20 protein-coding genes, 1 other RNA gene and 1 pseudogene are annotated in these 20,424 nt (G+C 51.6%); 10 read left to right on the forward strand and 12 right to left on the reverse strand.

Annotated elements, in window-relative coordinates:
* Window positions 1-66: 66 nt before the first annotated feature.
* Both glnK and amtB read left to right on the forward strand, forming a co-directional pair.
* Window positions 67-405: a P-II family nitrogen regulator gene (glnK, locus tag AAYN39_RS14255; protein ID WP_000780341.1), complete on the forward strand. Its 339-nt coding sequence runs from the start codon at window positions 67-69 to the stop codon at window positions 403-405.
* A gap of 31 nt (window positions 406-436) precedes the next feature.
* Window positions 437-1,723 carry an ammonium transporter AmtB gene (gene amtB / locus AAYN39_RS14260; protein WP_000684912.1) on the forward strand — a complete coding sequence of 429 codons (1,287 nt, stop codon included), beginning with the start codon at window positions 437-439 and terminating at the stop codon, window positions 1,721-1,723.
* A gap of 99 nt (window positions 1,724-1,822) precedes the next feature.
* Here the strand turns inward: amtB and tesB are convergent, their stop codons facing one another.
* On the reverse strand, window positions 1,823-2,683 hold the full coding sequence (tesB, locus tag AAYN39_RS14265) for an acyl-CoA thioesterase II (RefSeq protein WP_000084179.1): 861 nt from the start codon (window positions 2,681-2,683) through the stop codon (window positions 1,823-1,825).
* A gap of 214 nt (window positions 2,684-2,897) precedes the next feature.
* Here tesB and AAYN39_RS14270 point away from each other — a divergent pair, with 214 nt between their 5' ends.
* Window positions 2,898-3,467: a YbaY family lipoprotein gene (locus AAYN39_RS14270; protein ID WP_000779802.1), complete on the forward strand. Its 570-nt coding sequence runs from the start codon at window positions 2,898-2,900 to the stop codon at window positions 3,465-3,467.
* Window positions 3,468-3,499: 32 nt separating this feature from the next.
* Here the strand turns inward: AAYN39_RS14270 and AAYN39_RS14275 are convergent, their stop codons facing one another.
* Window positions 3,500-3,889 (reverse strand): MGMT family protein, encoded by a 390-nt coding sequence (locus tag AAYN39_RS14275; RefSeq protein ID WP_000961285.1) that lies wholly within the window; start codon window positions 3,887-3,889, stop codon window positions 3,500-3,502.
* Between the two features lie 84 nt (window positions 3,890-3,973).
* Here AAYN39_RS14275 and ffs point away from each other — a divergent pair.
* Window positions 3,974-4,070: signal recognition particle sRNA small type (ffs, locus tag AAYN39_RS14280), an RNA gene on the forward strand.
* Window positions 4,071-4,119: 49 nt separating this feature from the next.
* Here ffs and AAYN39_RS14285 read toward each other — a convergent pair.
* Window positions 4,120-5,670 carry an EAL domain-containing protein gene (locus AAYN39_RS14285; protein ID WP_000213129.1) on the reverse strand — a complete coding sequence of 517 codons (1,551 nt, stop codon included), beginning with the start codon at window positions 5,668-5,670 and terminating at the stop codon, window positions 4,120-4,122.
* A gap of 224 nt (window positions 5,671-5,894) precedes the next feature.
* On the opposite strand from AAYN39_RS14285, the gene AAYN39_RS14290 reads away from it, so the two are divergent.
* Entirely contained in the window at window positions 5,895-6,155 is a 261-nt protein-coding gene (locus AAYN39_RS14290; RefSeq protein ID WP_000801415.1) for a type B 50S ribosomal protein L31, read from the forward strand.
* Window positions 6,156-6,160: 5 nt separating this feature from the next.
* On the forward strand, window positions 6,161-6,301 hold the full coding sequence (gene ykgO, locus AAYN39_RS14295) for a type B 50S ribosomal protein L36 (RefSeq protein WP_001197749.1): 141 nt from the start codon (window positions 6,161-6,163) through the stop codon (window positions 6,299-6,301).
* A gap of 55 nt (window positions 6,302-6,356) precedes the next feature.
* Here ykgO and AAYN39_RS14300 read toward each other — a convergent pair whose 3' ends face one another.
* The 6 genes from AAYN39_RS14300 to acrA all read right to left on the reverse strand — a co-directional run bounded on the left by AAYN39_RS14300 (window position 6,357) and on the right by acrA (window position 13,156).
* Complete coding sequence (locus AAYN39_RS14300; RefSeq protein ID WP_000136183.1) at window positions 6,357-6,827, reverse strand: YlaC family protein; 471 nt, start codon at window positions 6,825-6,827, stop codon at window positions 6,357-6,359.
* Between the two features lie 117 nt (window positions 6,828-6,944).
* Window positions 6,945-7,496, reverse strand: coding sequence for a maltose O-acetyltransferase (gene maa, locus AAYN39_RS14305; RefSeq protein ID WP_001278793.1), 552 nt, complete (start codon window positions 7,494-7,496; stop codon window positions 6,945-6,947).
* Window positions 7,497-7,674: 178 nt separating this feature from the next.
* Window positions 7,675-7,893: an HHA domain-containing protein gene (locus tag AAYN39_RS14310; protein ID WP_001280991.1), complete on the reverse strand. Its 219-nt coding sequence runs from the start codon at window positions 7,891-7,893 to the stop codon at window positions 7,675-7,677.
* A gap of 27 nt (window positions 7,894-7,920) precedes the next feature.
* A complete protein-coding gene (tomB, locus tag AAYN39_RS14315; protein WP_000344807.1) occupies window positions 7,921-8,295 on the reverse strand; it encodes an Hha toxicity modulator TomB in 375 nt (124 codons plus the stop codon).
* 495 nt (window positions 8,296-8,790) lie between these two features.
* Window positions 8,791-11,940 (reverse strand): efflux RND transporter permease AcrB, encoded by a 3,150-nt coding sequence (gene acrB, locus AAYN39_RS14320; protein WP_001132507.1) that lies wholly within the window; start codon window positions 11,938-11,940, stop codon window positions 8,791-8,793.
* Between the two features lie 22 nt (window positions 11,941-11,962).
* A complete protein-coding gene (gene acrA, locus AAYN39_RS14325) occupies window positions 11,963-13,156 on the reverse strand; it encodes a multidrug efflux RND transporter periplasmic adaptor subunit AcrA (protein ID WP_001039199.1) in 1,194 nt (397 codons plus the stop codon).
* Between the two features lie 141 nt (window positions 13,157-13,297).
* Between acrA and acrR the strand changes: the two genes are divergently transcribed.
* Both acrR and mscK read left to right on the forward strand, forming a co-directional pair.
* Window positions 13,298-13,951, forward strand: coding sequence for a multidrug efflux transporter transcriptional repressor AcrR (gene acrR, locus AAYN39_RS14330; protein ID WP_000101755.1), 654 nt, complete (start codon window positions 13,298-13,300; stop codon window positions 13,949-13,951).
* 118 nt (window positions 13,952-14,069) lie between these two features.
* Window positions 14,070-17,432: a mechanosensitive channel MscK gene (mscK, locus tag AAYN39_RS14335; RefSeq protein WP_000178243.1), complete on the forward strand. Its 3,363-nt coding sequence runs from the start codon at window positions 14,070-14,072 to the stop codon at window positions 17,430-17,432.
* Between the two features lie 41 nt (window positions 17,433-17,473).
* On the opposite strand, the gene AAYN39_RS14340 is transcribed toward mscK, so the two are convergent.
* From AAYN39_RS14340 to priC, 3 genes and pseudogenes are all read right to left on the reverse strand, one after another.
* Window positions 17,474-18,397, reverse strand: a complete 924-nt coding sequence (locus tag AAYN39_RS14340) for an Rpn family recombination-promoting nuclease/putative transposase (protein ID WP_000440515.1) — start codon at window positions 18,395-18,397, stop codon at window positions 17,474-17,476.
* A 69-nt stretch (window positions 18,398-18,466) separates the two neighbouring features.
* Window positions 18,467-18,634 (reverse strand): pleiotropic regulatory protein RsmS, encoded by a 168-nt coding sequence (gene rsmS / locus AAYN39_RS14345; RefSeq protein WP_000051161.1) that lies wholly within the window; start codon window positions 18,632-18,634, stop codon window positions 18,467-18,469.
* Window positions 18,635-18,647: 13 nt separating this feature from the next.
* Window positions 18,648-19,175: pseudogene (gene priC, locus AAYN39_RS14350) on the reverse strand (primosomal replication protein N'').
* Between the two features lie 68 nt (window positions 19,176-19,243).
* Between priC and AAYN39_RS14355 the strand changes: the two are divergent.
* The gene (locus AAYN39_RS14355) at window positions 19,244-19,621 is read left to right on the forward strand and encodes a DUF454 family protein (protein WP_001189860.1); all 378 of its coding nucleotides are present in this window, start codon (window positions 19,244-19,246) and stop codon (window positions 19,619-19,621) included.
* 152 nt (window positions 19,622-19,773) lie between these two features.
* Entirely contained in the window at window positions 19,774-20,325 is a 552-nt protein-coding gene (gene apt, locus AAYN39_RS14360) for an adenine phosphoribosyltransferase (protein WP_000127348.1), read from the forward strand.
* The last annotated feature ends 99 nt before the right edge of the window (window positions 20,326-20,424 follow it).

Raw genomic sequence — 20,424 nt, forward strand, 5'->3', positions numbered from 1 at the left:
GCAATATCCATCCTGAAGAGTCCATGCGCGGCGGCAGCCGTTACCTAATTCTGACTGGAGGGTTCTATGAAGCTGGTTACCGTGATTATCAAACCGTTCAAGCTGGAGGACGTGCGGGAGGCGCTTTCTTCCATTGGCATTCAGGGACTGACCGTCACCGAAGTGAAAGGGTTTGGCCGTCAGAAAGGACACGCCGAACTGTATCGCGGCGCGGAGTACAGCGTGAATTTCCTGCCGAAGGTCAAAATTGATGTGGCTATCGCCGACGACCAACTGGAAGAGGTGATCGATATCATCAGTAAAGCGGCTTACACCGGAAAAATTGGCGACGGCAAAATTTTCGTCGCGGAGCTCATGCGCGTTATTCGGATTCGTACCGGCGAAGCTGACGAAGCAGCGCTGTAAGACCCGCCACACAGCAACAGGAAATGAAAAAATGAAGATAGCGATGATAAAAACCACACTGGCTTCACTGGCGCTGCTGCCTGGGCTAACGATAGCCGCGCCAGCGGTTGCCGATAAAGCGGATAGTGCTTTTATGATGATTTGCACCGCGCTGGTGCTGTTCATGACGATACCGGGTATCGCGCTGTTTTACGGCGGATTAATTCGCGCCAAGAATGTGCTGTCAATGTTAACGCAAGTGACCGTCACCTTTGCGCTGGTCTGTATTTTATGGGTGGTGTACGGCTATTCGCTGGCTTTTGGCGAAGGGAATCATTTCTTCGGTAATGCCGATGGGGCGATGTTGAAGAATATCGCGTTGACGGCGGTAACGGGTACGATTTATCAGTATATTCATGTCGCGTTTCAGGGATCTTTCGCCTGTATTACCGTCGGGCTGATTGTCGGCGCGCTGGCGGAGCGTATTCGTTTTTCGGCGGTACTGATTTTTGTCGTGGTGTGGTTCACGCTCTCTTATATCCCGATTGCGCACATGGTGTGGGGCGGCGGCCTGCTGGCTGCTCACGGCGCGCTGGATTTTGCCGGTGGTACGGTGGTGCATATTAACGCCGCTATCGCCGGGCTGGTGGGGGCTTATTTAATTGGCAAACGCGTCGGCTTTGGGAAAGAAGCATTTAAACCCCATAACCTGCCGATGGTCTTTACCGGTACTGCGATTCTGTATATCGGCTGGTTTGGATTTAACGCGGGTTCTGCGGGTAGCGCAAACGAGATAGCAGCGCTGGCCTTTGTGAACACCGTGGTGGCGACCGCCGCCGCGATTCTGGGGTGGATTATCGGCGAGTGGACGCTACGCGGTAAGCCTTCCCTGCTGGGAGCGTGTTCCGGCGCGATTGCCGGTCTGGTCGGCGTGACGCCAGCCTGTGGCTATGTTGGCGTTGGCGGCGCGCTGGTTATCGGCGTTATTGCGGGTCTGGCGGGATTGTGGGGAGTCACCATGCTTAAACGTCTGCTACGGGTAGATGATCCGTGCGACGTATTTGGCGTTCACGGCGTTTGCGGAATAGTCGGCTGTATCCTGACCGGCGTTTTTGCCGCCAGTTCGCTGGGTGGCGTCGGCTTTGTCGACGGCGTTACGATGGGACATCAGGTGATGGTACAGCTGGAAAGTATTGCTATTACGGTCGTCTGGTCCGGCGTTGTCGCGTTTGTTGGTTACAAACTGGCGGATATCCTTGTTGGACTGCGTGTACCGGAAGAGCAGGAGCGCGAGGGGCTGGATGTGAACAGTCACGGCGAGAATGCGTATAACGCGTGATTGCGCAACATGCCTGATGGCGCTGCGCTTACCCAGTCTACCGTAGGCCGGATAAGCGCAGCGTCATCAGGCCATTAACGCCGCATAGCGGCATGTTTTTTAATTGTGATTACGCATTACCCCTTCCTGCACGGTTGAAGCGACCAGCGCGCCATCCTGAGTATAAAACTCGCCGCGAACAAAGCCCCGGGCGCTGGAGGCGGAAGTGCTCTCCACGCTATAAAGTAGCCATTCATTAAAATTGAACGGACGATGGAACCACATAGAGTGATCGATAGTGGCGATCTGAATGCCCTTTTCCAGAAAACCGATGCCGTGAGGCTGAAGCGCGACGGGAAGGAAATTCAGATCCGAGGCGTATCCCAGTAAATATTGATGGACGCGAATGTCATCCGGAACGGTGCCGTTGGCGCGAATCCATACCTGACGCACAGGCGCGGAGACGTGACCTTTCAACGGATTGTGAAATTCGACGGGACGAATTTCCAGCGGGCGATCGCAGAGAAACTTTTCTTTCAGAATCGGCGGCAGTAAATGCGCCAGCGATTGCGCGATTTCCGTTTCTGACGGTAGTCCTTCCGGCCCGACTGCCGTCGGCATGGTTTTTTGATGTTCAAAACCCGGTTCCGGTGCCTGGAATGAGGCGGTCATGTAAAAGATGGGTTTCCCGTTCTGAATAGCGGCAACGCGGCGGGCGCTGAAGCTATTCCCATCGCGCAGCACTTCTACGTCATAGATAATGGGTTTTTGGCTGTCGCCTGGCCGCAGAAAATAACTGTGGAATGAATGCACCAGTCGCGCTTCCGGCACCGTTTCTTTGGCGGCATAGAGCGCCTGGCCCACCACCTGACCGCCAAATACCTGGCGCAGCCCTAAGTCTTCACTTTGGCCCCGAAAGAGTCCTTCTTCAATTTTTTCCAGATTCAATAATGTCAGCAAATTATTCAGTGTCTGACTCATACATACTCTCCAGGTGACAACGATGCCGAAGCGAGGTAGGGCAGAGTATAACGCAATTTTGCAAGTGGTCCGATGGGTACAAAAGTCTGAATAACAGACCAATTCCAGGCAAAAATGAGTGACATGTGCCACACTTAATCACGTTGTATTTCTGTTAACCACTCTTCCGGCGGGGGGAAAGGCCTGCTGGTGCATTGATGATAAGGAGAATTGAATGAAACTCGTGCACATCGTAAGTGGTTTAGCGGTTGCGATATCTCTGGCGGCCTGCGCTGATAAAAGCGCTGATATCCAGACGCCTGCGCCAAACCCTAACATGTCGATTACAGCTAACCAGTCTACTATTCAGCAACCCAATGTTTCCGGTACCGTCTGGATCCGCCAGAAGGTCGCTCTGCCGCCAGATGCGGTGCTGACCGTGACGCTTTCAGATGCTTCGCTGGCTGATGCGCCGTCTAAGGTGCTGTCGCAAAAAGCGGTACGTACCGAAGGTAAACAGGCGCCTTTCAGTTTTGTGTTGCCGTTTAACCCATCAGATATTCAACCTAACGCGCGTATTCTTCTGAGCGCGGCCATCACCGTTGACAATAAGCTGGTATTTATTACCGATAGCGTGAAACCGGTGATTAACAATGGCGGCACTAAAGCGGATCTGACGCTGGTACCGGTACAGCAAACGGCGGTGCCTGTGCAGGCCAGCGGCGGTGCGACGACGACGGTTCCATCGACTTCGCCGACCCAGGTCAATCCGTCTTCTGCCGTTCCTGCGCCTACCCAGTATTAATCCTGCGCCAACCCTCTCCGTTACGGAGAGGGTTAATACACCCAGCGATAGCGTTGTAAATCGATTTGTCCGCTTCCCGACACCACCACGCCTTCCGCCAGTAATGCCTGACGTTGCCGCTGTAGATCCGGCCCGGTAAGTGATATTGCGCCGTGGCGGTTCACCACCCGATGCCATGGTAAAGTGCTGCCTTCCGGCAGACGTTTTAAAACTCCGCCGACCTGACGCGCCGCCCGAGGGGAACCGGCAAGCCGGGCGACATCACCGTAGGTCGTGACAAACCCTTCCGGGATCGAGGCGACGATTTGCCAGACGCGTTGAGGAAATGTGTCCTGAATATCCATAATAGAATCCTGCGTTAATGCTTCAGGATAATCTGGAATAAGGGGGGAGGAAAGCCCGGATGCGCAAGAAACCAGCATCCGATGCCTGATAGGTTGCAATTGCACGATATAGCAGTGATAATGCGCCTGCGCGTTGGTTCACAACGCTCTCAATGGGGGCTCTGTTGGTTCTCCCGCAACGCTACTCTGTTTACCAGGTCAGGTCCGGAAGGAAGCAGCCAAGGCAGATGACGCGTGTGCCGGGATGTAGCTGGCAGGGCCCCCACCCAATTCTGCCTTTCCACACTGTTCTTTTCTGCTGTGCGACGTTATAGCCGCTGTTCCACCCAAAGAATAAATGCCGTAGCGGGTAGGGGCTTACTGTATAACCAGCCCTGACCATAATGTACGCCATGCTGGCGTAGCCACTGTTCTTGCCTGGTCGTTTCGATGCCTTCTGCGACCATCTTAAGTTTGAGCGTTTTCGCCATTTCAATAATATGCGGCGTGACGTTTTTATATTCCAGCGCATCGACAAAAGATTTATCAATTTTAAGGACATCCACATCCAGATTTTGTAAGTAGCTGAGGCTGGAATAGCCGGTGCCAAAGTCATCAATATAAATGGAATGTCCCGCGTTACGGTATCTGGCGACAATGGGCGCGCTGGTTTTCGGATCGGCGAACTCGCGCTCCGTTAACTCAAGCGCGATTTGCGACGGAGAAATTTGGCTACGGTTCAGCAGCGTGCTTAACAGCGTCGGGAGCGTTTCCGACGCCAGATCGGATGCCTCAAGATTGATTGAAATATGTTGTTCGGGATGGGACTTTAACCAACTCCCCATGTCTTCAAAAACGGTGTCGATGATTAGCCGGGTTAGCGGCTCCGTGAGCCCGGTTTGTTCAGCCAGCGCGATAAAAATTTCCGGCGAAAGGAAAGTGCCGTCCGCCTGTTGCCAGCGAGCTAAGGCTTCGGCACCGACAATTTTTCCGCTGCTCAGGGAGACAATAGGCTGATAGTGTACGTTAATTTCGCGATTGTCTATCGCATCCTGGAGACGGTGGCGGGGCGATTGTAGCCGACGCAAAATACGCAGAATAAAGGCCGCAGCCAGCAGACCCGTTACGATGCCCGCCGGTAGCCAGATAAACGCTTGTCGATACCAGCTCCTTTCCAGCGGAGCGGTCGGTGCCCAGCTTACGATAGTAATGCCCATTTCCGGAAAGGGGTGGATAGCATACTGAATGCCTCGGTTTTCCAGCCGCAGGGGCGTCTCATGGTGAATGAGCGGAAGAATAGCGTGGTCAAGGTTACCGCTGCTGGCAACCACAGTATTGCGTTCCCGGCCAATAATAGCGACGTCAATCGGCCATGCGCCAAACGGAATCACATCGATAAAGGACGCCGGGTCGATCATCACGATATAGCTGTCGCTCCCGAGTGCCGCCATATAGCGTTTTATACCCAGATCGTTTTGCGCCGTAAACCAGGCGCGATAACCGTCGCGAGTGATTTTCATGGGCGGAGGGAAAGCGGGAATATGGCTCTCTTTTTCAAGTGAGGAGCAAACGGGAATCGAATTTTTAAGATACAGAACTTCCTGGACATACCGAAAGCTATAAGACACGCGGCGCATGGCGAGTAAATGGGCGCTGCTGCAGGGCTCGCCTTTAAAGGAGGCAATATGCGTTAACGCGGCTTTTGCCTGGTCACTGACCCTTTCTGTACGTAGCGCCACCCGGGACGAGAAGATATCCAGCTCTTCGTTAAACCTTTTTTCAACTTGACGGTGCGCCAGCCACAGGCTCAATCCTATCGGGAAAAGGACAGACAGGATAAGCACTCCCGTTACCAGGCTGACCAGATGTCGTGTTGTCACAGTGATGTCCTTATAAACACAGCGTAGAGAAAGTATATCCGATCGTAAATCGCGCCCTCGAATGATAAAGCTATTTTATCGATTTTACAGATACAGGGGCCAGACTAACGCGTTACGCCACGTTGCTTTTGCCGCCAGGAAGAGATCGTGAATGTTTACCGGTTGAAAAAGGAGCGTTGATAGCGTATTTTATTGTTATGTTATAACATAATTGAGAGAGCGCAATGAAACCTGATATTCATCCTGTATACCGAACCGTCGTATTTCACGACACCAGCGCAAATGAATATGTGAAAGTGGGATCAACTATCAAAACTGAACGTGAAATCGAACTGGACGGCGTGACATATCCGTATGTCACTATTGATGTGTCATCAAAATCGCATCCTTTTTATACCGGTAGACAGAAAACGTTTGATAGCGAAAGTAGCGCCGCACGCTTCCAGAAACGTTTTGGTCATTTTATCGGCGCTAAACGGGGGTAAATGAAATGCAGGTGTTAAACTCACTTCGCAATGCAAAACAACGGCATCCGGATTGCCAGATAGTCAAACGCAAAGGACGCTTATACGTGATTTGTAAAACAAATCCGCGTTTTAAGGCGGTTCAGGGGCGTAAAAAAAGACGTTAAAAAACCAACAGTTCAGGGAAAGCAGTGCGTACCAGGGAGGGTGCGCACTTTTTTATTACCGGCTGGCTTCTGCGCGGGCCAGCGTAAAAATATCGTAGAAGGAAAGTTCGCCCTTACGGGCAACCATTTTTTGCAGCTGGACTTTATGTTCATTATCCACCTGTGGAGACTGAAGAATCGTCTCAATGAGCGTGGGGGGAACAAAGCGGGTGTTGTACCATTCGCCGTTGTAACAGACCCGGAGGTCCAGCACATCGATGTCGTTATAGTGATAACGCGGGGCGATGTCGAAAAAGAAGAAGCCATTAAATGCGATAAATAACACCACTAACAGCCACACTGACCCCACCAGCGTTTCTGATTGCAGCATGACCGCCAGCGTCGCAAACCAGGCTGCATACATCGCGATAAATAACCCAGGATGCTTGCGGATAAAACTTATACTAAAACGCGGCCTGTTATCGCGTTTTTCACGGACGTTTAAGTCATCAATAGTTTCGCTAAGCAGGCGCTGTATCTCTGTCATCTTTTGCCTTCATGATTTCTGCGACATAGGGGGTAGTAACAGCCCATTTTAAAGGGAGGTGTAACGTGAAAAAAGTAACAGATTAACCACGAATTAGCATAACAGTTATCATTTGAACTACAATTTTTTAATGATTCGCGCCGGATTTCCGCCTACCACGACGTCTGGCGGTACGTTTTTTGTCACCACAGCGCCTGAAGCGACGACGACGTTATCGCCGATGGTTACGCCAGGATTAACGACGGCTCGTCCGCCTATCCAGACGTTATTTCCGATAGTGACGGGTTTACCTAATTCTCTGCCGCTGTTGCGTTCGACGGCGTCCAGCGGGTGCGTGGCGGTATAGATATGTACCCCTGGCGCGAGCATACAATTATCGCCAATATGAATTGGGCAAACATCAAGCATGACGCAGTCGAAGTTAGCGTAAAAGGAGTGACCAAGAAAAATATTATAGCCGTAGTCGCAACGGAAGGAAGGTTCAATATAGGCGTCTTCGCATCGACCCAACAGGTCGCGTAAAATCGCCTGACGCTTATTTATTTCATCAGGCGTAGTATAATTGTATTGATGGATGAGTTGACGCGCCCGCAGTCGATCCTGGCATAAAGTTTCATCGGTCGGGCAATACAGTGCCCCAGCGATCATTTTTTGTTTTTCGTCACTCATCGCGCGCTCCCCTTGGTGGATATTATCGCAATAGAAGCAATAATAAAGTATTAGAGGGAACGTTCCCTGCTATTGGTATGTGATCTATATCACTGTTCTATAATAGCCCGTTGTGTTATTAGCCAGAACGAGGAGGCAGATAACACCTGCGTGTTCTCTAAAAAGTAATGTAGCGTGATTAACGAATGAATTTCCATACTGAAGAGGGGATCTTGTCGTAGAGTTTGTTCATCGTCAATTCTGCAAGACGGTGATCCGCAGCTGAGTAAAATACAGCCAGCTCATTGTCGGACAATTCATATTTATTTTTCTCAATGACGCGCTCCAGAGTGTCAATTGTCTGACAGCGCCGTAAACGCATCAAATAATCAGTTTTAGTTAATGGTTTATCAGACATAAATTCTACCTATGATTGTAATAATTTTTAACAAGACAAACTAACAGGATTAGCCCTGGTGGCGTTGACGAAACAACGGAACAGGCGGTTGCCCGATTTACGCCATTTTTGCAAATCCTGCGTATTAATACCATAGCTGCTGAACAACATAAAGGTGTCGTCCAGGTATTCATCTATCTGCGCAATCAATTTATTGTCTTCATTGTACTTAATTTTATAATTAAGCGCGAAAGTTGCAATATGCTCTATCAGCTCATTGAGCTGCAGGTTGACTGCTGAGGTCGGGTCATTAACCCAGCCATGGTTGCTTTCTTCAAGGTTTGCAAGACAGTCATGATACAGGGTTTCGCAAAGAAATTTAAGCTGTGCTATATCATGTCTTTTGGGTGAGTATTCGTCCATAATGCATCCCCTTTTTAGTGGCTTAAACTAACCGAACACCTTCGGGATGGATACAACTAACTAACCTGGTACTTCCCACGTCACCTTATGATTTAACTATAATCTACTCTAAAAAACTTTTCATCGTCATATTACTAAAAATTACAATTGCGTGAAAGCCGTGTGTCGCCATACTTTTTCGAATTTTAACAGTGAACGTCGGTCGCCTAAAAAGGAACCAGTTTTATTGCTCGTATAATCATTGGGTTAACGTTTTTTAGCTTTTCAGGCTAAAACAATAGACTCTGACAGGAGAAAATAGCTAGGAATATTCTTAATATTTCTTAATTAATGGCTGAATTAAGAAATGGCCAACTTTCCTAAGAAAAGCCTTTAACGCAGTAAGGATTATACCTTTTATTAATATGGCAAAAAATAATCAATCTAACAATAAGCGTATTTTATGATTTTTGCGTAAAAAAGGCCGCTTGCGCGGCCTTATCAACAGTGAGCAAATCAGCGATGTTCTGTCGAATGACTATGCTCAATATCTTCGCTTTTACGGCTAAAGCGGCGGCGTACCACCACGAAGAAGACTGGTACGAAGAAAATAGCCAGTACGGTTGCCGTTACCATCCCGCCCAGTACGCCAGTACCTACCGCATTCTGCGCGCCGGAACCCGCGCCGGAACTGATAACCAGCGGCATAACCCCCAGCATGAACGCTAACGAGGTCATCAGAATCGGACGCAAACGCATCCGGACGGCCTCCAGCATCGCTTCTACCAGACCTTTCCCTTCTTTATCCATTAAGTCTTTGGCGAATTCGACGATAAGTATCGCGTTCTTCGCCGACAACCCAATGGTTGTGAGCAGGCCCACCTGGAAGTAAACGTCGTTAGTCAGTCCGCGGAAGGTCGCGGCCAGCAGCGCGCCGATAACCCCAAGCGGAACAACCAGCATTACGGAGAACGGGATAGACCAGCTCTCATACAATGCCGCCAGACACAGGAAGACGACGATTAGCGAGATAGCATACAGGGCAGGGGCCTGGTTGCCGGACAACCGCTCCTGGTAGGACATCCCGGTCCAGTCATACCCAATGCCTGACGGCAGCTTGCTGGCCAGTTCTTCCATCATCGCCATCGCTTCACCAGTACTCTTGCCTGGCGCCGCCTGACCCAGAATTTCCATCGAAGGCAGACCGTTATAGCGTTCCAGACGCGGCGAACCATATTCCCAGCGGGAAGAGGAGAATGCGGAGAACGGCACCATCTGACCATCGCTACCACGAACGTACCAGTCGTTAATATCATCCGGCAACATGCGGTATTTCGCTTCGGACATCACGTAAACTTTCTTCACACGACCGCGATCGATAAAGTCGTTTACATAGCTGCCGCCCCATGCTGCGCCCAGCGTGGTATTAATGTCGCTAATAGACACGCCCAGCGCCTGAGCTTTTTCCTGGTCGATATCGATTTTAAACTGCGGCGTATCTTCCAGACCGTTAGGTCGAACGCCGACCAACAGATCAGGATATTTCGCCACCTCGCCGAACAACTGATTACGTGCCTGGGTGAGTTTTTCGTGACCAAGTCCCGCCTGGTCAATCAACTCGAAGTCAAACCCGGTTGCGGTGCCCAGTTCAACAATCGCCGGTAGGTTAAAGGCGAAGACCATCGCATCTTTAATTTGTGAAAACGCTGCGGTTGCCCGCTGGGTAATCGCTTCAACCTTGTTTTTTTCGCCTGGACGATCGGCCCAGTCTTTCAACGACACAAATGCAATACCGGTATTCTGACCGCGCCCTGCAAAACCGAAGCCGTTGACGGCGAATACCGATTCAACGTTGGCTTTCTCTTTGTTCAGATAGTAATCCGTGACCTCATCCAGCACTTTTTGCGTGCGCTCTTGCGTCGCGCCGGCGGGGAGCTGGACCATTGTCAGGAATACGCCCTGGTCTTCATCCGGCAAGAAAGAGCTTGGCAGACGAACGAACAGATAAGCCATACCGACGACGATAATGAGATAGAGCAGCAGATAACGCCCGGTGCTGCGCAGAATATTCCCTACGCTATCGGTGTAGTGATGCGTGCTCTTATCAAACAGGCGGTTAAACCAGCCGAAAAAGCCTTTTTTCCCTTCGCCATGATCGCCTTTGGCGACGGGTTTGAGCATCGTCGCGCACAGCGCGGGCGTCAGGATCAGCGCGACCAGCACCGACAGCGCCATCGCCGATACGATGGTGATAGAGAACTGACGATAAATTGCCCCGGTTGAGCCGCCAAAGAAGGCCATCGGAATAAATACCGCCGACAGTACCATCGCGATACCCACCAATGCGCCCTGAATCTGGCCCATGGATTTGCGCGTCGCTTCCTTCGGCGGAAGGCCTTCTTCCGTCATAACACGTTCGACGTTCTCGACCACCACGATGGCGTCATCCACCAGCAAGCCGATGGCGAGCACCATCCCGAACATCGTCAGCGTGTTTATCGAGAAACCGAATGCCGCAAGCACGGCAAAGGTTCCCAACAACACCACCGGAACCGCAATAGTCGGAATCAACGTCGCGCGGAAGTTCTGCAGGAACAGGTACATCACCAAGAACACGAGGATAATCGCTTCGACCAGCGTTTTTACCACTTCATGAATAGAGATCTTCACGAACGGCGTGGTGTCATACGGGTAGACGATTTTCATCCCTGGCGGGAAGAACGGTTCCATTTTTTTCAGTTCGGCGCGAATAGCGGTAGCGGTATCCAGCGCGTTGGCGCCGGTAGCCAGTTTGATGCCAAGACCTGACGCTGGCTGACCGTTAAATTTCGCGATGACGTCGTAGTTTTCGCCGCCAAGCTCAATTTTCGCTACATCCCGCAGACGAACCTGAGAGCCATCCTGATTCACTTTCAGCAGGATTTTGCCAAACTCATCCGTTGAGGTCAGACGCGTTTGGGCAATAATCGATGCGTTAAGCTGCTGGCCTTTTACCGGCGGTGTACCACCGAGCTGACCTGCCGCGACCTGGGCGTTCTGCGCTTTGATCGCGTTAATCACGTCGACCGGCGTCAGTTGGTATTTGGTCAGCTCTGTCGGATTCATCCAGATACGCATCGCATACTGCGAACCAAACAGCTGGACGTCGCCCACCCCAGAGGTACGGCTGATCGGATCTTTCATATTGGCGGCAACGTAATCCGAAATATCCTCCTGGGTCATGGTGCCGTCGGTGTTAATGACGCCCACTACCATCAGGAAGCTACTTGAGGACTTCTCAACGCTCACGCCCTGTTGCTGTACTTCCTGGGGAAGTAACGGCATTGCCAGTTGCAACTTGTTCTGAACCTGAACCTGCGCGATATCCGCATCGGTGCCGGATTCAAAGGTCAGCGTGATCTGTACGGTCCCCGTGGAGTCACTGTTGGAGGACATATACATCAGGTTATCGATACCGTTCATATTCTGTTCGATAACCTGCGTGACGGTATCCTGTACCGTTTTCGCATCAGCGCCAGGGTAGGTTGCGGAGATCGTCACTGCTGGTGGCGCAATCGTCGGATATTGCGCTACCGGCAATTTGAGGATCGCGAGCCCCCCTGCCAACATGATGATGATGGCGATCACCCACGCAAATATAGGGCGATCGATAAAGAAATTAGGCATGTCTTAACGGCTCCTGTTTAAGTTAAGACCTGGGCTGAGCAGGTTGATCACCGCTTGCGGCTTGCTGTTTGTTATCCGCGGTAATTTCCTGCACTTTAACCTGTGCGCCAGGACGTACTTTTTGCAGCCCGCTGACGACTACGCGGTCGCCCGCTTTCAACCCGTCAGTCACCAGCCACTTATCGCCGATCGCCTGGCTTGCGACGATTTGGCGGGTTTCCACTTTGTTATCAGCGCCAACCACCAGCACCGTGGCATCGCCGCGTGGAGTACGGGTAACGCCCTGTTGTGGAACCAGTAATGCCGTCGGTTTTGTCCCTTCCTGCAGACGTGCGCGAACGAACATTCCTGGCAATAAGGTGTGATCCGGGTTAGGGAAGATGGCGCGCAAAGTAATAGACCCGGTGCTTTGGTCAACGGTCACGTCGGAGAATTCAAGCGTACCGGACTGCGGGAATTTGATACCGTCGCTTGTCACCAGATCGACCTTCGCTTTGCCGTTTTCCTGCTTCAGCGAACCATTTGCCAGCTCCTGCTTCAGGCGCAGGAAGTCATTGCTGGACTGGGTCACATCGACATAAATAGGGTCCAGCTGCTGCACTGTCGCCAGCGCCGACGCCTGACCGTTCTGTACCAGCGCGCCTTCCGTTACGGACGACTTACCAATACGACCGCTAATCGGTGAGGTGACTTTGGTATACGCCAGGTTGATACGTGCGGTTTCAACGGCGGCTTTTGCTGCGACAACGGCGGCAGTCGCTTGTTGCGCGTCAGCCAGCGCCTGATCGTATTCCTGCTTACTGATGTACTGCGTACCCAGCAGCTTTTGATAACGCTTCACCGTCAGTTCAGCGATATTCGCGGCGGCCTGCGCTTTTGCCAGATCGCCCTTAGCGCTGTCGTAAGTCGCCTGGTAAGTCGCAGGATCAATCTGATAGAGAGAGACTCCCGCTTCGATATCACTTCCCTCAACGAAATTACGCTTCAGGATAATGCCGCTTACCTGCGGGCGAACTTCGGCGATACGGTAAGCAACGGTACGACCCGGAAGTTCAGTTGTGATTTGCAGTGGTTCCGTTTTTAGTGTGACAACCCCAACTTCTGGCATCTGCTGGCCGCCTTGCTGGTCCTGTTTGTCGTCACATCCTGTTAGCGCTAAGCTGCCTGAGAGCATCAGAACGACCGCCAGAGGCGTTAACCCTCTGTTTTTGTTCATATGTAAACCTCGAGTGTCCGATTTCAAATTGGTCAATGGTCAAAGGTCCTTAAACCCATTGCTGCGTTTATATTATCGTCATGCTATGGTACATACATCCATAAATGTATGTAAATCTAACGCCTGTAAATTCACCGACATATGGCACGAAAAACCAAACAACAAGCGCTGGAGACACGACAACACATCCTGGATGTGGCCCTGCGTTTGTTCTCGCAGCAAGGCGTATCGGCAACCTCGCTGGCGGAGATTGCGAACGCTGCTGGCGTGACGCGCGGCGCAATCTATTGGCATTTCAAAAATAAGTCGGATTTATTCAGTGAGATCTGGGAGCTATCAGAATCCAATATTGGTGAGCTTGAGATTGAGTATCAGGCAAAATTCCCCGACGATCCACTATCTGTATTAAGAGAAATTTTAGTTCATATTCTTGAAGCTACTGTAACAGAAGAACGACGCCGCTTATTGATGGAGATTATATTCCATAAATGTGAGTTTGTCGGAGAAATGGTTGTGGTTCAACAGGCGCAACGTAGCCTTTGTCTGGAAAGTTACGATCGGATTGAACAAACGTTAAAACATTGTATTAATGCTAAAATGCTGCCTGAAAATCTGCTGACCCGTCGTGCGGCGATACTGATGCGCAGCTTTATTTCAGGGCTCATGGAAAACTGGTTATTTGCTCCGCAATCGTTTGATTTAAAAAAAGAAGCTCGCGCCTACGTCACGATCCTGCTGGAGATGTATCAATTGTGTCCGACGCTGCGCGCGTCGACGGTCAACGGCTCCCCCTGATAATATTCCAGGAAAACTCCTGGACATTTTCTGTGTCGCTATTCTGTTTGTTACAGGCGTGATATTCTTGCGACTCAATTATTTCCGGTCTGCTTGCCGGTTCAGACACTTCATTCTCATGACTATGTTGCAGCTTTATAAACGTTCACAGCATTTTGTTTTTATTACAATTAGCGTTCTTATTATCCTGCTGTCCTGTCAGTCTCTGGCGTTTGCCCGGGGGCAAACGAATGGCGACCTGCCGTCAAAAGCGGATGTGCAAAACCAGCTGGATACGCTGAATAAGCAAAAAGATCTCTCCGCCCAGGATAAGCTCGTCCAGCAAGACCTTATTGATACGTTAGCTACGCTGGAGAAAATCGAGCGGGTAAAAGAGGAGACCGTACAGCTACGGCAGAAGGTGGCGCAGGCGCCTGAAAAAATGCGTCAGGCGACGGCTGCGTTGAATGCGCTGAGCGATGTCGATAATGATGATGAAATGCGAAAAACGCTGAGTGCGCTTTCGCTACGTCAGCTTGAGCTGCGCGTGGCGCAGGTACTGGATGATTTGCAAAACTCGCAAAACGATCTTGCCGCTTATAACAGCCAGCTTGTTTCGCTACAAACCCAGCCGGAGCGCGTGCAAAACGCCATGTATACCGCCTCACAGCAAATACAGCAAATCCGTAACCGTCTGGACGGCAATAACGTCGGCGAAGCCGCGCTTCGCCCCAGCCAACAGGTGTTATTACAGGCACAACAGGCGCTGCTTAATGCGCAGATCGACCAGCAACGTAAGAGTCTTGAAGGGAATACCGTTTTGCAGGACACCCTGCAAAAACAGCGGGATTACGTGACGGCCAACAGTAATCGCCTTGAACATCAGCTTCAACTTTTACAGGAGGCGGTCAACAGTAAACGACTTACGCTAACGGAAAAAACGGCCCAGGAGGCTATTTCGCCGGACGAAACGGCGCGTATCCAGGCGAACCCGTTGGTAAAACAGGAACTGGATATTAACCATCAACTCAGCCAGCGTCTGATTGTCGCGACCGAAAACGGCAATATGTTGATGCAGCAAAACATTAAAGTAAAAAACTGGCTCGATCGCGCTCTGCAGTCGGAAAGAAATATCAAAGAACAGATTGCCGTCTTAAAAGGCAGCCTGTTGCTGTCGCGTATTCTTTATCAACAGCAGCAAACCCTGCCCTCCGCCGACGAACTCGAAGATATGACCAACCGCATTGCGGATTTGCGTCTGGAGCAGTTTGAAATCAACCAGCAGCGTGATGCCTTATTCCAAAGCGATGCCTTTGTCGACAAGCTGGAGGAGGGGCATACCAGCGAGGTGAATGATGAAGTTCATGATGCGTTGCTTCAGGTGGTGGAGATGCGCCGTGAGCTATTGGATCAGCTAAATAAACAGTTGGGTAACCAGCTGATGATGGCGATTAACCTGCAAGTTAACCAGCAGCAGTTGATGAGCGTCTCGAAAAATCTGAAAGCCATTCTGACGCAGCAGATTTTTTGGGTGAACAGTAACCGCCCTATGGACTGGGACTGGCTTAAAGCGTTCCCCCAAACGTTAAAAGAGCAATTCAGCGCCATGAAAATCACGGTGAACTGGCAAAAAGCCTGGCCCGCAGTATTTATTGCTTTTTTGGCCGGGTTGCCGCTCTTGCTCATCGCCGGTTTAATCCGCTGGCGTCTGAAATGGTTAAAAGCGTATCAACAGAAGCTGGCCGCCGCCGTGGGATCGCTGCGTAACGATAGTCAGCTCAATACGCCAAAAGCTATTCTGATCGATCTGATCCGCGCGCTGCCGGTGTGCCTGATTATCCTCGCGATTGGATTGATCCTGCTGACCATGCAGCTAAATATCAGCGATCTGCTCTGGGCCTTTAGTGAAAAGCTCGCGATGTTCTGGCTGGTCTTTGGGCTGTGCTGGAAGGTGCTGGAAAAAGAAGGCGTGGCGATACGCCATTTTGGTATGCCGGCGCAGTTGACCAGCCACTGGCGTCGCCAGATTGTACGCATTAGCCTCGCATTGCTGCCGCTGCACTTTTGGTCTGTGGTGGCGGAGTTGTCGCCGCTGAATCTGATGGATGACGTGCTGGGGCAGGCGGTTATTTTCCTCAATCTGCTGGTCATAACATTGCTGGTGTGGCCACTGTGCCGGGAAAGCTGGCGCGATAAAGAATCTCACGGCATTCGACTGGTGACCGTGACGATTCTTTCCATTATTCCAGTGGCGTTAATGGTATTAACGGCGACTGGCTATTTCTATACCACCCTGCGCCTGGCGGGGCGCTGGATTGAAACCGTCTATCTGGTCATTATCTGGAACCTGCTTTATCAAACGGTGCTGCGCGGGTTAAGTGTAGCGGCGCGCCGGATTGCCTGGCGACGCGCGCTGGCTCGTCGTCAGAACCTGGTAAAAGAGGGAGCGGAAGGGGCGGAACCACAGGAAGAACCCACCATCGCGTTGGAGCAAATTAACCAGCAAACATTACGTATCACGATGCTGCTAATGCTTGCCCTGTTTGGCGTTATGTTCTGGGCGATTTGGTCCGATTTGATCACCGTATTCAGCTATCTTGATAGCATCACGCTGTGGCACTACAACGGCTCCGAAGCTGGCGCTGCGGTGGTGAAAAGCGTGACGATGGGCAGCTTGCTATTTGCCATTATTGCCGCGATGGTGGCCTGGGCGCTCATCCGCAACTTACCCGGCCTGCTGGAAGTGCTGGTGCTTTCACGCCTGAATATGCGCCAAGGGGCTTCGTATGCGATCACCACGATCCTTAACTACGTCATTATCGCTGTTGGCGCGATGACAGTATTCGGATCGCTCGGCGTCTCGTGGGATAAACTCCAGTGGCTGGCGGCGGCGTTGTCGGTAGGTCTCGGTTTTGGGCTACAGGAGATCTTCGGTAACTTTGTCTCGGGTTTAATCATCCTCTTCGAACGTCCGGTACGCATTGGCGATACGGTAACGATCGGCACCTACTCCGGCACGGTCAGTAAGATTCGTATTCGCGCCACCACTATTACCGATTTTGATCGTAAAGAAGTGATCATTCCGAACAAAGCGTTCGTAACGGAGCGGCTGATTAACTGGTCCCTCTCCGATACCACGACACGTCTGGTGATCCGGCTTGGCGTGGCCTATGGCTCGGATCTGGAGAAAGTGAAAAGAGTCCTGCTACAGGCGGCGATGGAGCATCCGAAGGTGATGCACGATCCGGAACCTGCCGTATTCTTCACCACCTTTGGCGCCAGCACTCTGGATCATGAACTGCGTCTGTATGTGCGTGAATTGCGTGATCGTAGCCATACGGTGGATGAACTGAACCGCGCGATCGATCGACTGTGCCGTGAAAATGATATCAATATTGCCTTTAACCAGCTTGAGGTGCATCTGCATAACGCGAAGGGCGACGAAGTCACTGAAGTGAAGCGCGATCTCAACGGCGGCGATCTGGCGCCGGCGGCAAGCTAAAAGGCGGTGGGCCGCGCGCTTTATGAGTGCGCGCGGCGCCGCTAATGCGAAAGCGTAGAAAGCTCTTCCGGCGTAATGCCGGTGACGCTGGCGATGAGCCCGGGTTCCAGCCCGTTGGCAAGCATTTTGCGGGCAATAGCGCGCGCTTCGGCCTCACGGCCTTGTGCCAACCCTTGCTCAAGCCCTTTTCGCAACCCTTCCGTTCGGCCTTTTTCTTCCAGCCATTCCGCTATTGTCATCAGTTGTTCCTTATACTGCGGCGCGCCCTGCGCCAGTTGACGAATTAGCGCCCCGGGTTCTGCGGCGTTTCCTGCTTTCAACATATAGTTGATCAGCACACTGAGCTGCGCGTCCGTCAAATGATCCTGCGTTAAAAGCGTGATAAGGGGGTCGAGCAGTTCGCTTAAATCGCGTTGACGAATATGTTTTTGCAGGAGCTCTAACATCGCTATCCGCCGATGCTGCAAAAGCTGATTATCCGGCATTATCGTTAGGTCGACCAGCGCAAATTCATGACTGTATAAGGCTTTCGCCATATCCGGTTTCACAAACATATTATGCCAGTTAAGGCTATAGGGCCACGGGCTTTCCGGACCGTGATAAAAGAGGATTGGTACCACCAGCGGCAAGGTATCATGGCCGGCATCCAGATGACGCTGCATGGCGGCAATGGCGTACCGCATCAGGCGAAAAGCCATCAGCCGGTCTGATTTGCTCTGATGTTCAATAAGCGCGTAAACATACCCGGGGCCGTGTTGGGTATGCAGAGAGTAGAGAATATCTGAATAGCGGCTGCGTAAATTGTCTTCAACAAAACTCCCCGACTCCAGCTTCAGTGAATCCAGATCGCAGATTGCAAGAAAGTCTTCTGGCAAGTGGATAGCCAGAAAGTCGCGGGCGACCTCTTTTTGCATCAGCATCTGTCGGAATACCGCATCGTGCGGCGTGGTGGGTAGACGTTCCATGCCCCGTCCTTTGTTGCCTGACTGTAGCGACCACTTTGTCAGCGACAACGAGGACAAACCAGGGGGCTATTACTCTGTTTGCGAGTCGTCTTCCGTACTTTTTAACTTGTTTTCATAATCACGCATAACTATTTCCAGCGCGCGTAGCACCGTTCGTGCCGGTAAGCGATTCTCTTCAAGCAGCACAATTAAATCCACGGCCAGTTTGACTTCATCAGGGGCATTTTCAAGCGACATACTTTCTCCTGGGTTAACGGGGTAAACGCGCCAGTACGTTTTCTATTTTCTCCAGCGCATGTCGGCAGCGCGCCAGCCGTCCTTCATAGATCTCGACTTCCTTTTGCAGCGTTTGTTGTTCGACAAGGCCGGTCGCCTGCGCCAGACGAATTTTGCGCTCCTGTGTCATCGCCAGCAGTCGACATTCAAACTCCTGATGCTGTATTCGTCTGCGCTGCCAACGGCCAAGCCCTGGTGCGGCGGCATCCCACTGGCGCAGCGACCAGGCGGCGGTTTCACGCGATATCGCCTCCAGTTGCGAAGCCAGATGTTCCGCCAGCCAGGCGACTTGCGGCAGTTGCTCATGTTTTACCGCCTGACGCAACGCGGCGAGATTGGCGTCTGCCTCTTCCAGATATCCCTGCAACAGAGTACTGCGGGTACGGAAAAGGTGTCGGTCAAAGCGCGCGCTTAACGTCGCATGTTACGCCAGCGGCGCGCAGCGTTGGCGTAGCGTCGCCAGCTTCTCTTCCAGCGTCTGTAACAGCATAGCGGTTTTCAATTCAACACCCCGATGAAAATAAGACAGGCTGTGCTACAGTAGCCTTCTGTTTGATAACGATTCGCATTATGCAACGTACTATTTTAATCATCATTGGCTGGCTGGCGGTAGTATTAGGGACACTGGGCGTGGTTTTGCCCCTGTTGCCGACTACGCCGTTCATTTTACTGGCAGCCTGGTGTTTCGCCCGCTCGTCGCCGCGTTTCCATGCTTGGTTGTTATACCGCTCATGGTTTGGCGGTTATCTGCGCCACTGGCAGCGCTATCGGGCCATGCCGCCGGGAGCGAAACCGCGAGCGATCGCGTTGATATTGCTGACCTTTGGTATTTCGCTGTGGCTGGTGAATATGATGTGGGTGCGGGTGCTGCTGTTGGTTATTTTGGCCTGCCTGCTGATTTTTATGTGGCGGATACCGGTGATTGATGAAAAGCAACAAAAGCGCTGAAGCACACGAATCGCTGTTGCAATTGTCGTTCACAGCCAGTAAATTCGACCGTTTTCGAGCACAGGCGCAGGCGGTCAAAGAGTAACCGAGCGTTACCCCTGACTGAAAAGTATTGCGCCGTGAGTAACACCGTACTTAGCAGGCATATATCCATGACCGCGACTGCACAGCAGCTTGAGTTTCTCAAAAACAGCATCAAAAGCATTCAGGATTACCCGAAACCGGGCATTCTTTTCCGTGATGTCACCAGCTTACTGGAAGACCCGAAAGCCTACGCGCTCAGTATTGAACTGTTAGTTGAGCGTTATAAAAATGCGGGTATCACCAAAGTGGTCGGCACCGAAGCGCGTGGCTTCCTGTTTGGCGCGCCGGTTGCGCTTGGGCTGGGCGTTGGTTTTGTTCCGGTACGTAAACCGCGCAAATTACCGCGTGAAACTATTGCCGAGACCTATGAATTAGAGTACGGCACCGATCAGCTGGAAATCCATGTCGACGCGATTAAACCTGGCGACAACGTGCTGGTCGTGGACGATCTGCTGGCGACTGGCGGCACCATTGAGGCGACCGTGAAGCTGATCCGTCGTCTGGGCGGGAAAGTCACCGATGCGGCGTTCATCATCAATTTGTTCGATCTGGGCGGCGAGCAGCGTCTGGAAAAGCAGGGGATTACCTGTTATAGCCTGATGCCGTTTCCAGGGCATTGATTCAGGCTATTCGCACTGCTATTTTAGCCAGAGAGACAACCTCGCTGTATCGGCGAGGTTGTGTTAGCATTACCCTTCTATGAATCCACCTTCCAGCGT

The sequence above is a fragment of the Salmonella sp. K21076 genome (genome assembly GCF_039650795.1).
Lineage (GTDB): Bacteria > Pseudomonadota > Gammaproteobacteria > Enterobacterales > Enterobacteriaceae > Salmonella > Salmonella enterica.

Bases quoted from the DNA above. Each gene is read 5' to 3' on its own strand.
- glnK (WP_000780341.1), top strand. From the start codon at position 67: ATGAAGCTGGTTACCGTGATTATCAAACCGTTCAAGCTGGAGGACGTG.
- amtB (WP_000684912.1), top strand. From the start codon at position 437: ATGAAGATAGCGATGATAAAAACCACACTGGCTTCACTGGCGCTGCTG.
- tesB (WP_000084179.1), bottom strand. From the start codon at position 2,683: ATGAGTCAGACACTGAATAATTTGCTGACATTATTGAATCTGGAAAAA.
- AAYN39_RS14270 (WP_000779802.1), top strand. From the start codon at position 2,898: ATGAAACTCGTGCACATCGTAAGTGGTTTAGCGGTTGCGATATCTCTG.
- AAYN39_RS14275 (WP_000961285.1), bottom strand. From the start codon at position 3,889: ATGCTGGTTTCTTGCGCATCCGGGCTTTCCTCCCCCCTTATTCCAGAT.
- AAYN39_RS14290 (WP_000801415.1), top strand. From the start codon at position 5,895: ATGAAACCTGATATTCATCCTGTATACCGAACCGTCGTATTTCACGAC.
- ykgO (WP_001197749.1), top strand. From the start codon at position 6,161: ATGCAGGTGTTAAACTCACTTCGCAATGCAAAACAACGGCATCCGGAT.
- AAYN39_RS14300 (WP_000136183.1), bottom strand. From the start codon at position 6,827: ATGACAGAGATACAGCGCCTGCTTAGCGAAACTATTGATGACTTAAAC.
- maa (WP_001278793.1), bottom strand. From the start codon at position 7,496: ATGAGTGACGAAAAACAAAAAATGATCGCTGGGGCACTGTATTGCCCG.
- AAYN39_RS14310 (WP_001280991.1), bottom strand. From the start codon at position 7,893: ATGTCTGATAAACCATTAACTAAAACTGATTATTTGATGCGTTTACGG.
- tomB (WP_000344807.1), bottom strand. From the start codon at position 8,295: ATGGACGAATACTCACCCAAAAGACATGATATAGCACAGCTTAAATTT.
- acrB (WP_001132507.1), bottom strand. From the start codon at position 11,940: ATGCCTAATTTCTTTATCGATCGCCCTATATTTGCGTGGGTGATCGCC.
- acrA (WP_001039199.1), bottom strand. From the start codon at position 13,156: ATGAACAAAAACAGAGGGTTAACGCCTCTGGCGGTCGTTCTGATGCTC.
- acrR (WP_000101755.1), top strand. From the start codon at position 13,298: ATGGCACGAAAAACCAAACAACAAGCGCTGGAGACACGACAACACATC.
- mscK (WP_000178243.1), top strand. From the start codon at position 14,070: ATGACTATGTTGCAGCTTTATAAACGTTCACAGCATTTTGTTTTTATT.
- AAYN39_RS14340 (WP_000440515.1), bottom strand. From the start codon at position 18,397: ATGGAACGTCTACCCACCACGCCGCACGATGCGGTATTCCGACAGATG.
- rsmS (WP_000051161.1), bottom strand. From the start codon at position 18,634: ATGTCGCTTGAAAATGCCCCTGATGAAGTCAAACTGGCCGTGGATTTA.
- AAYN39_RS14355 (WP_001189860.1), top strand. From the start codon at position 19,244: ATGCAACGTACTATTTTAATCATCATTGGCTGGCTGGCGGTAGTATTA.
- apt (WP_000127348.1), top strand. From the start codon at position 19,774: ATGACCGCGACTGCACAGCAGCTTGAGTTTCTCAAAAACAGCATCAAA.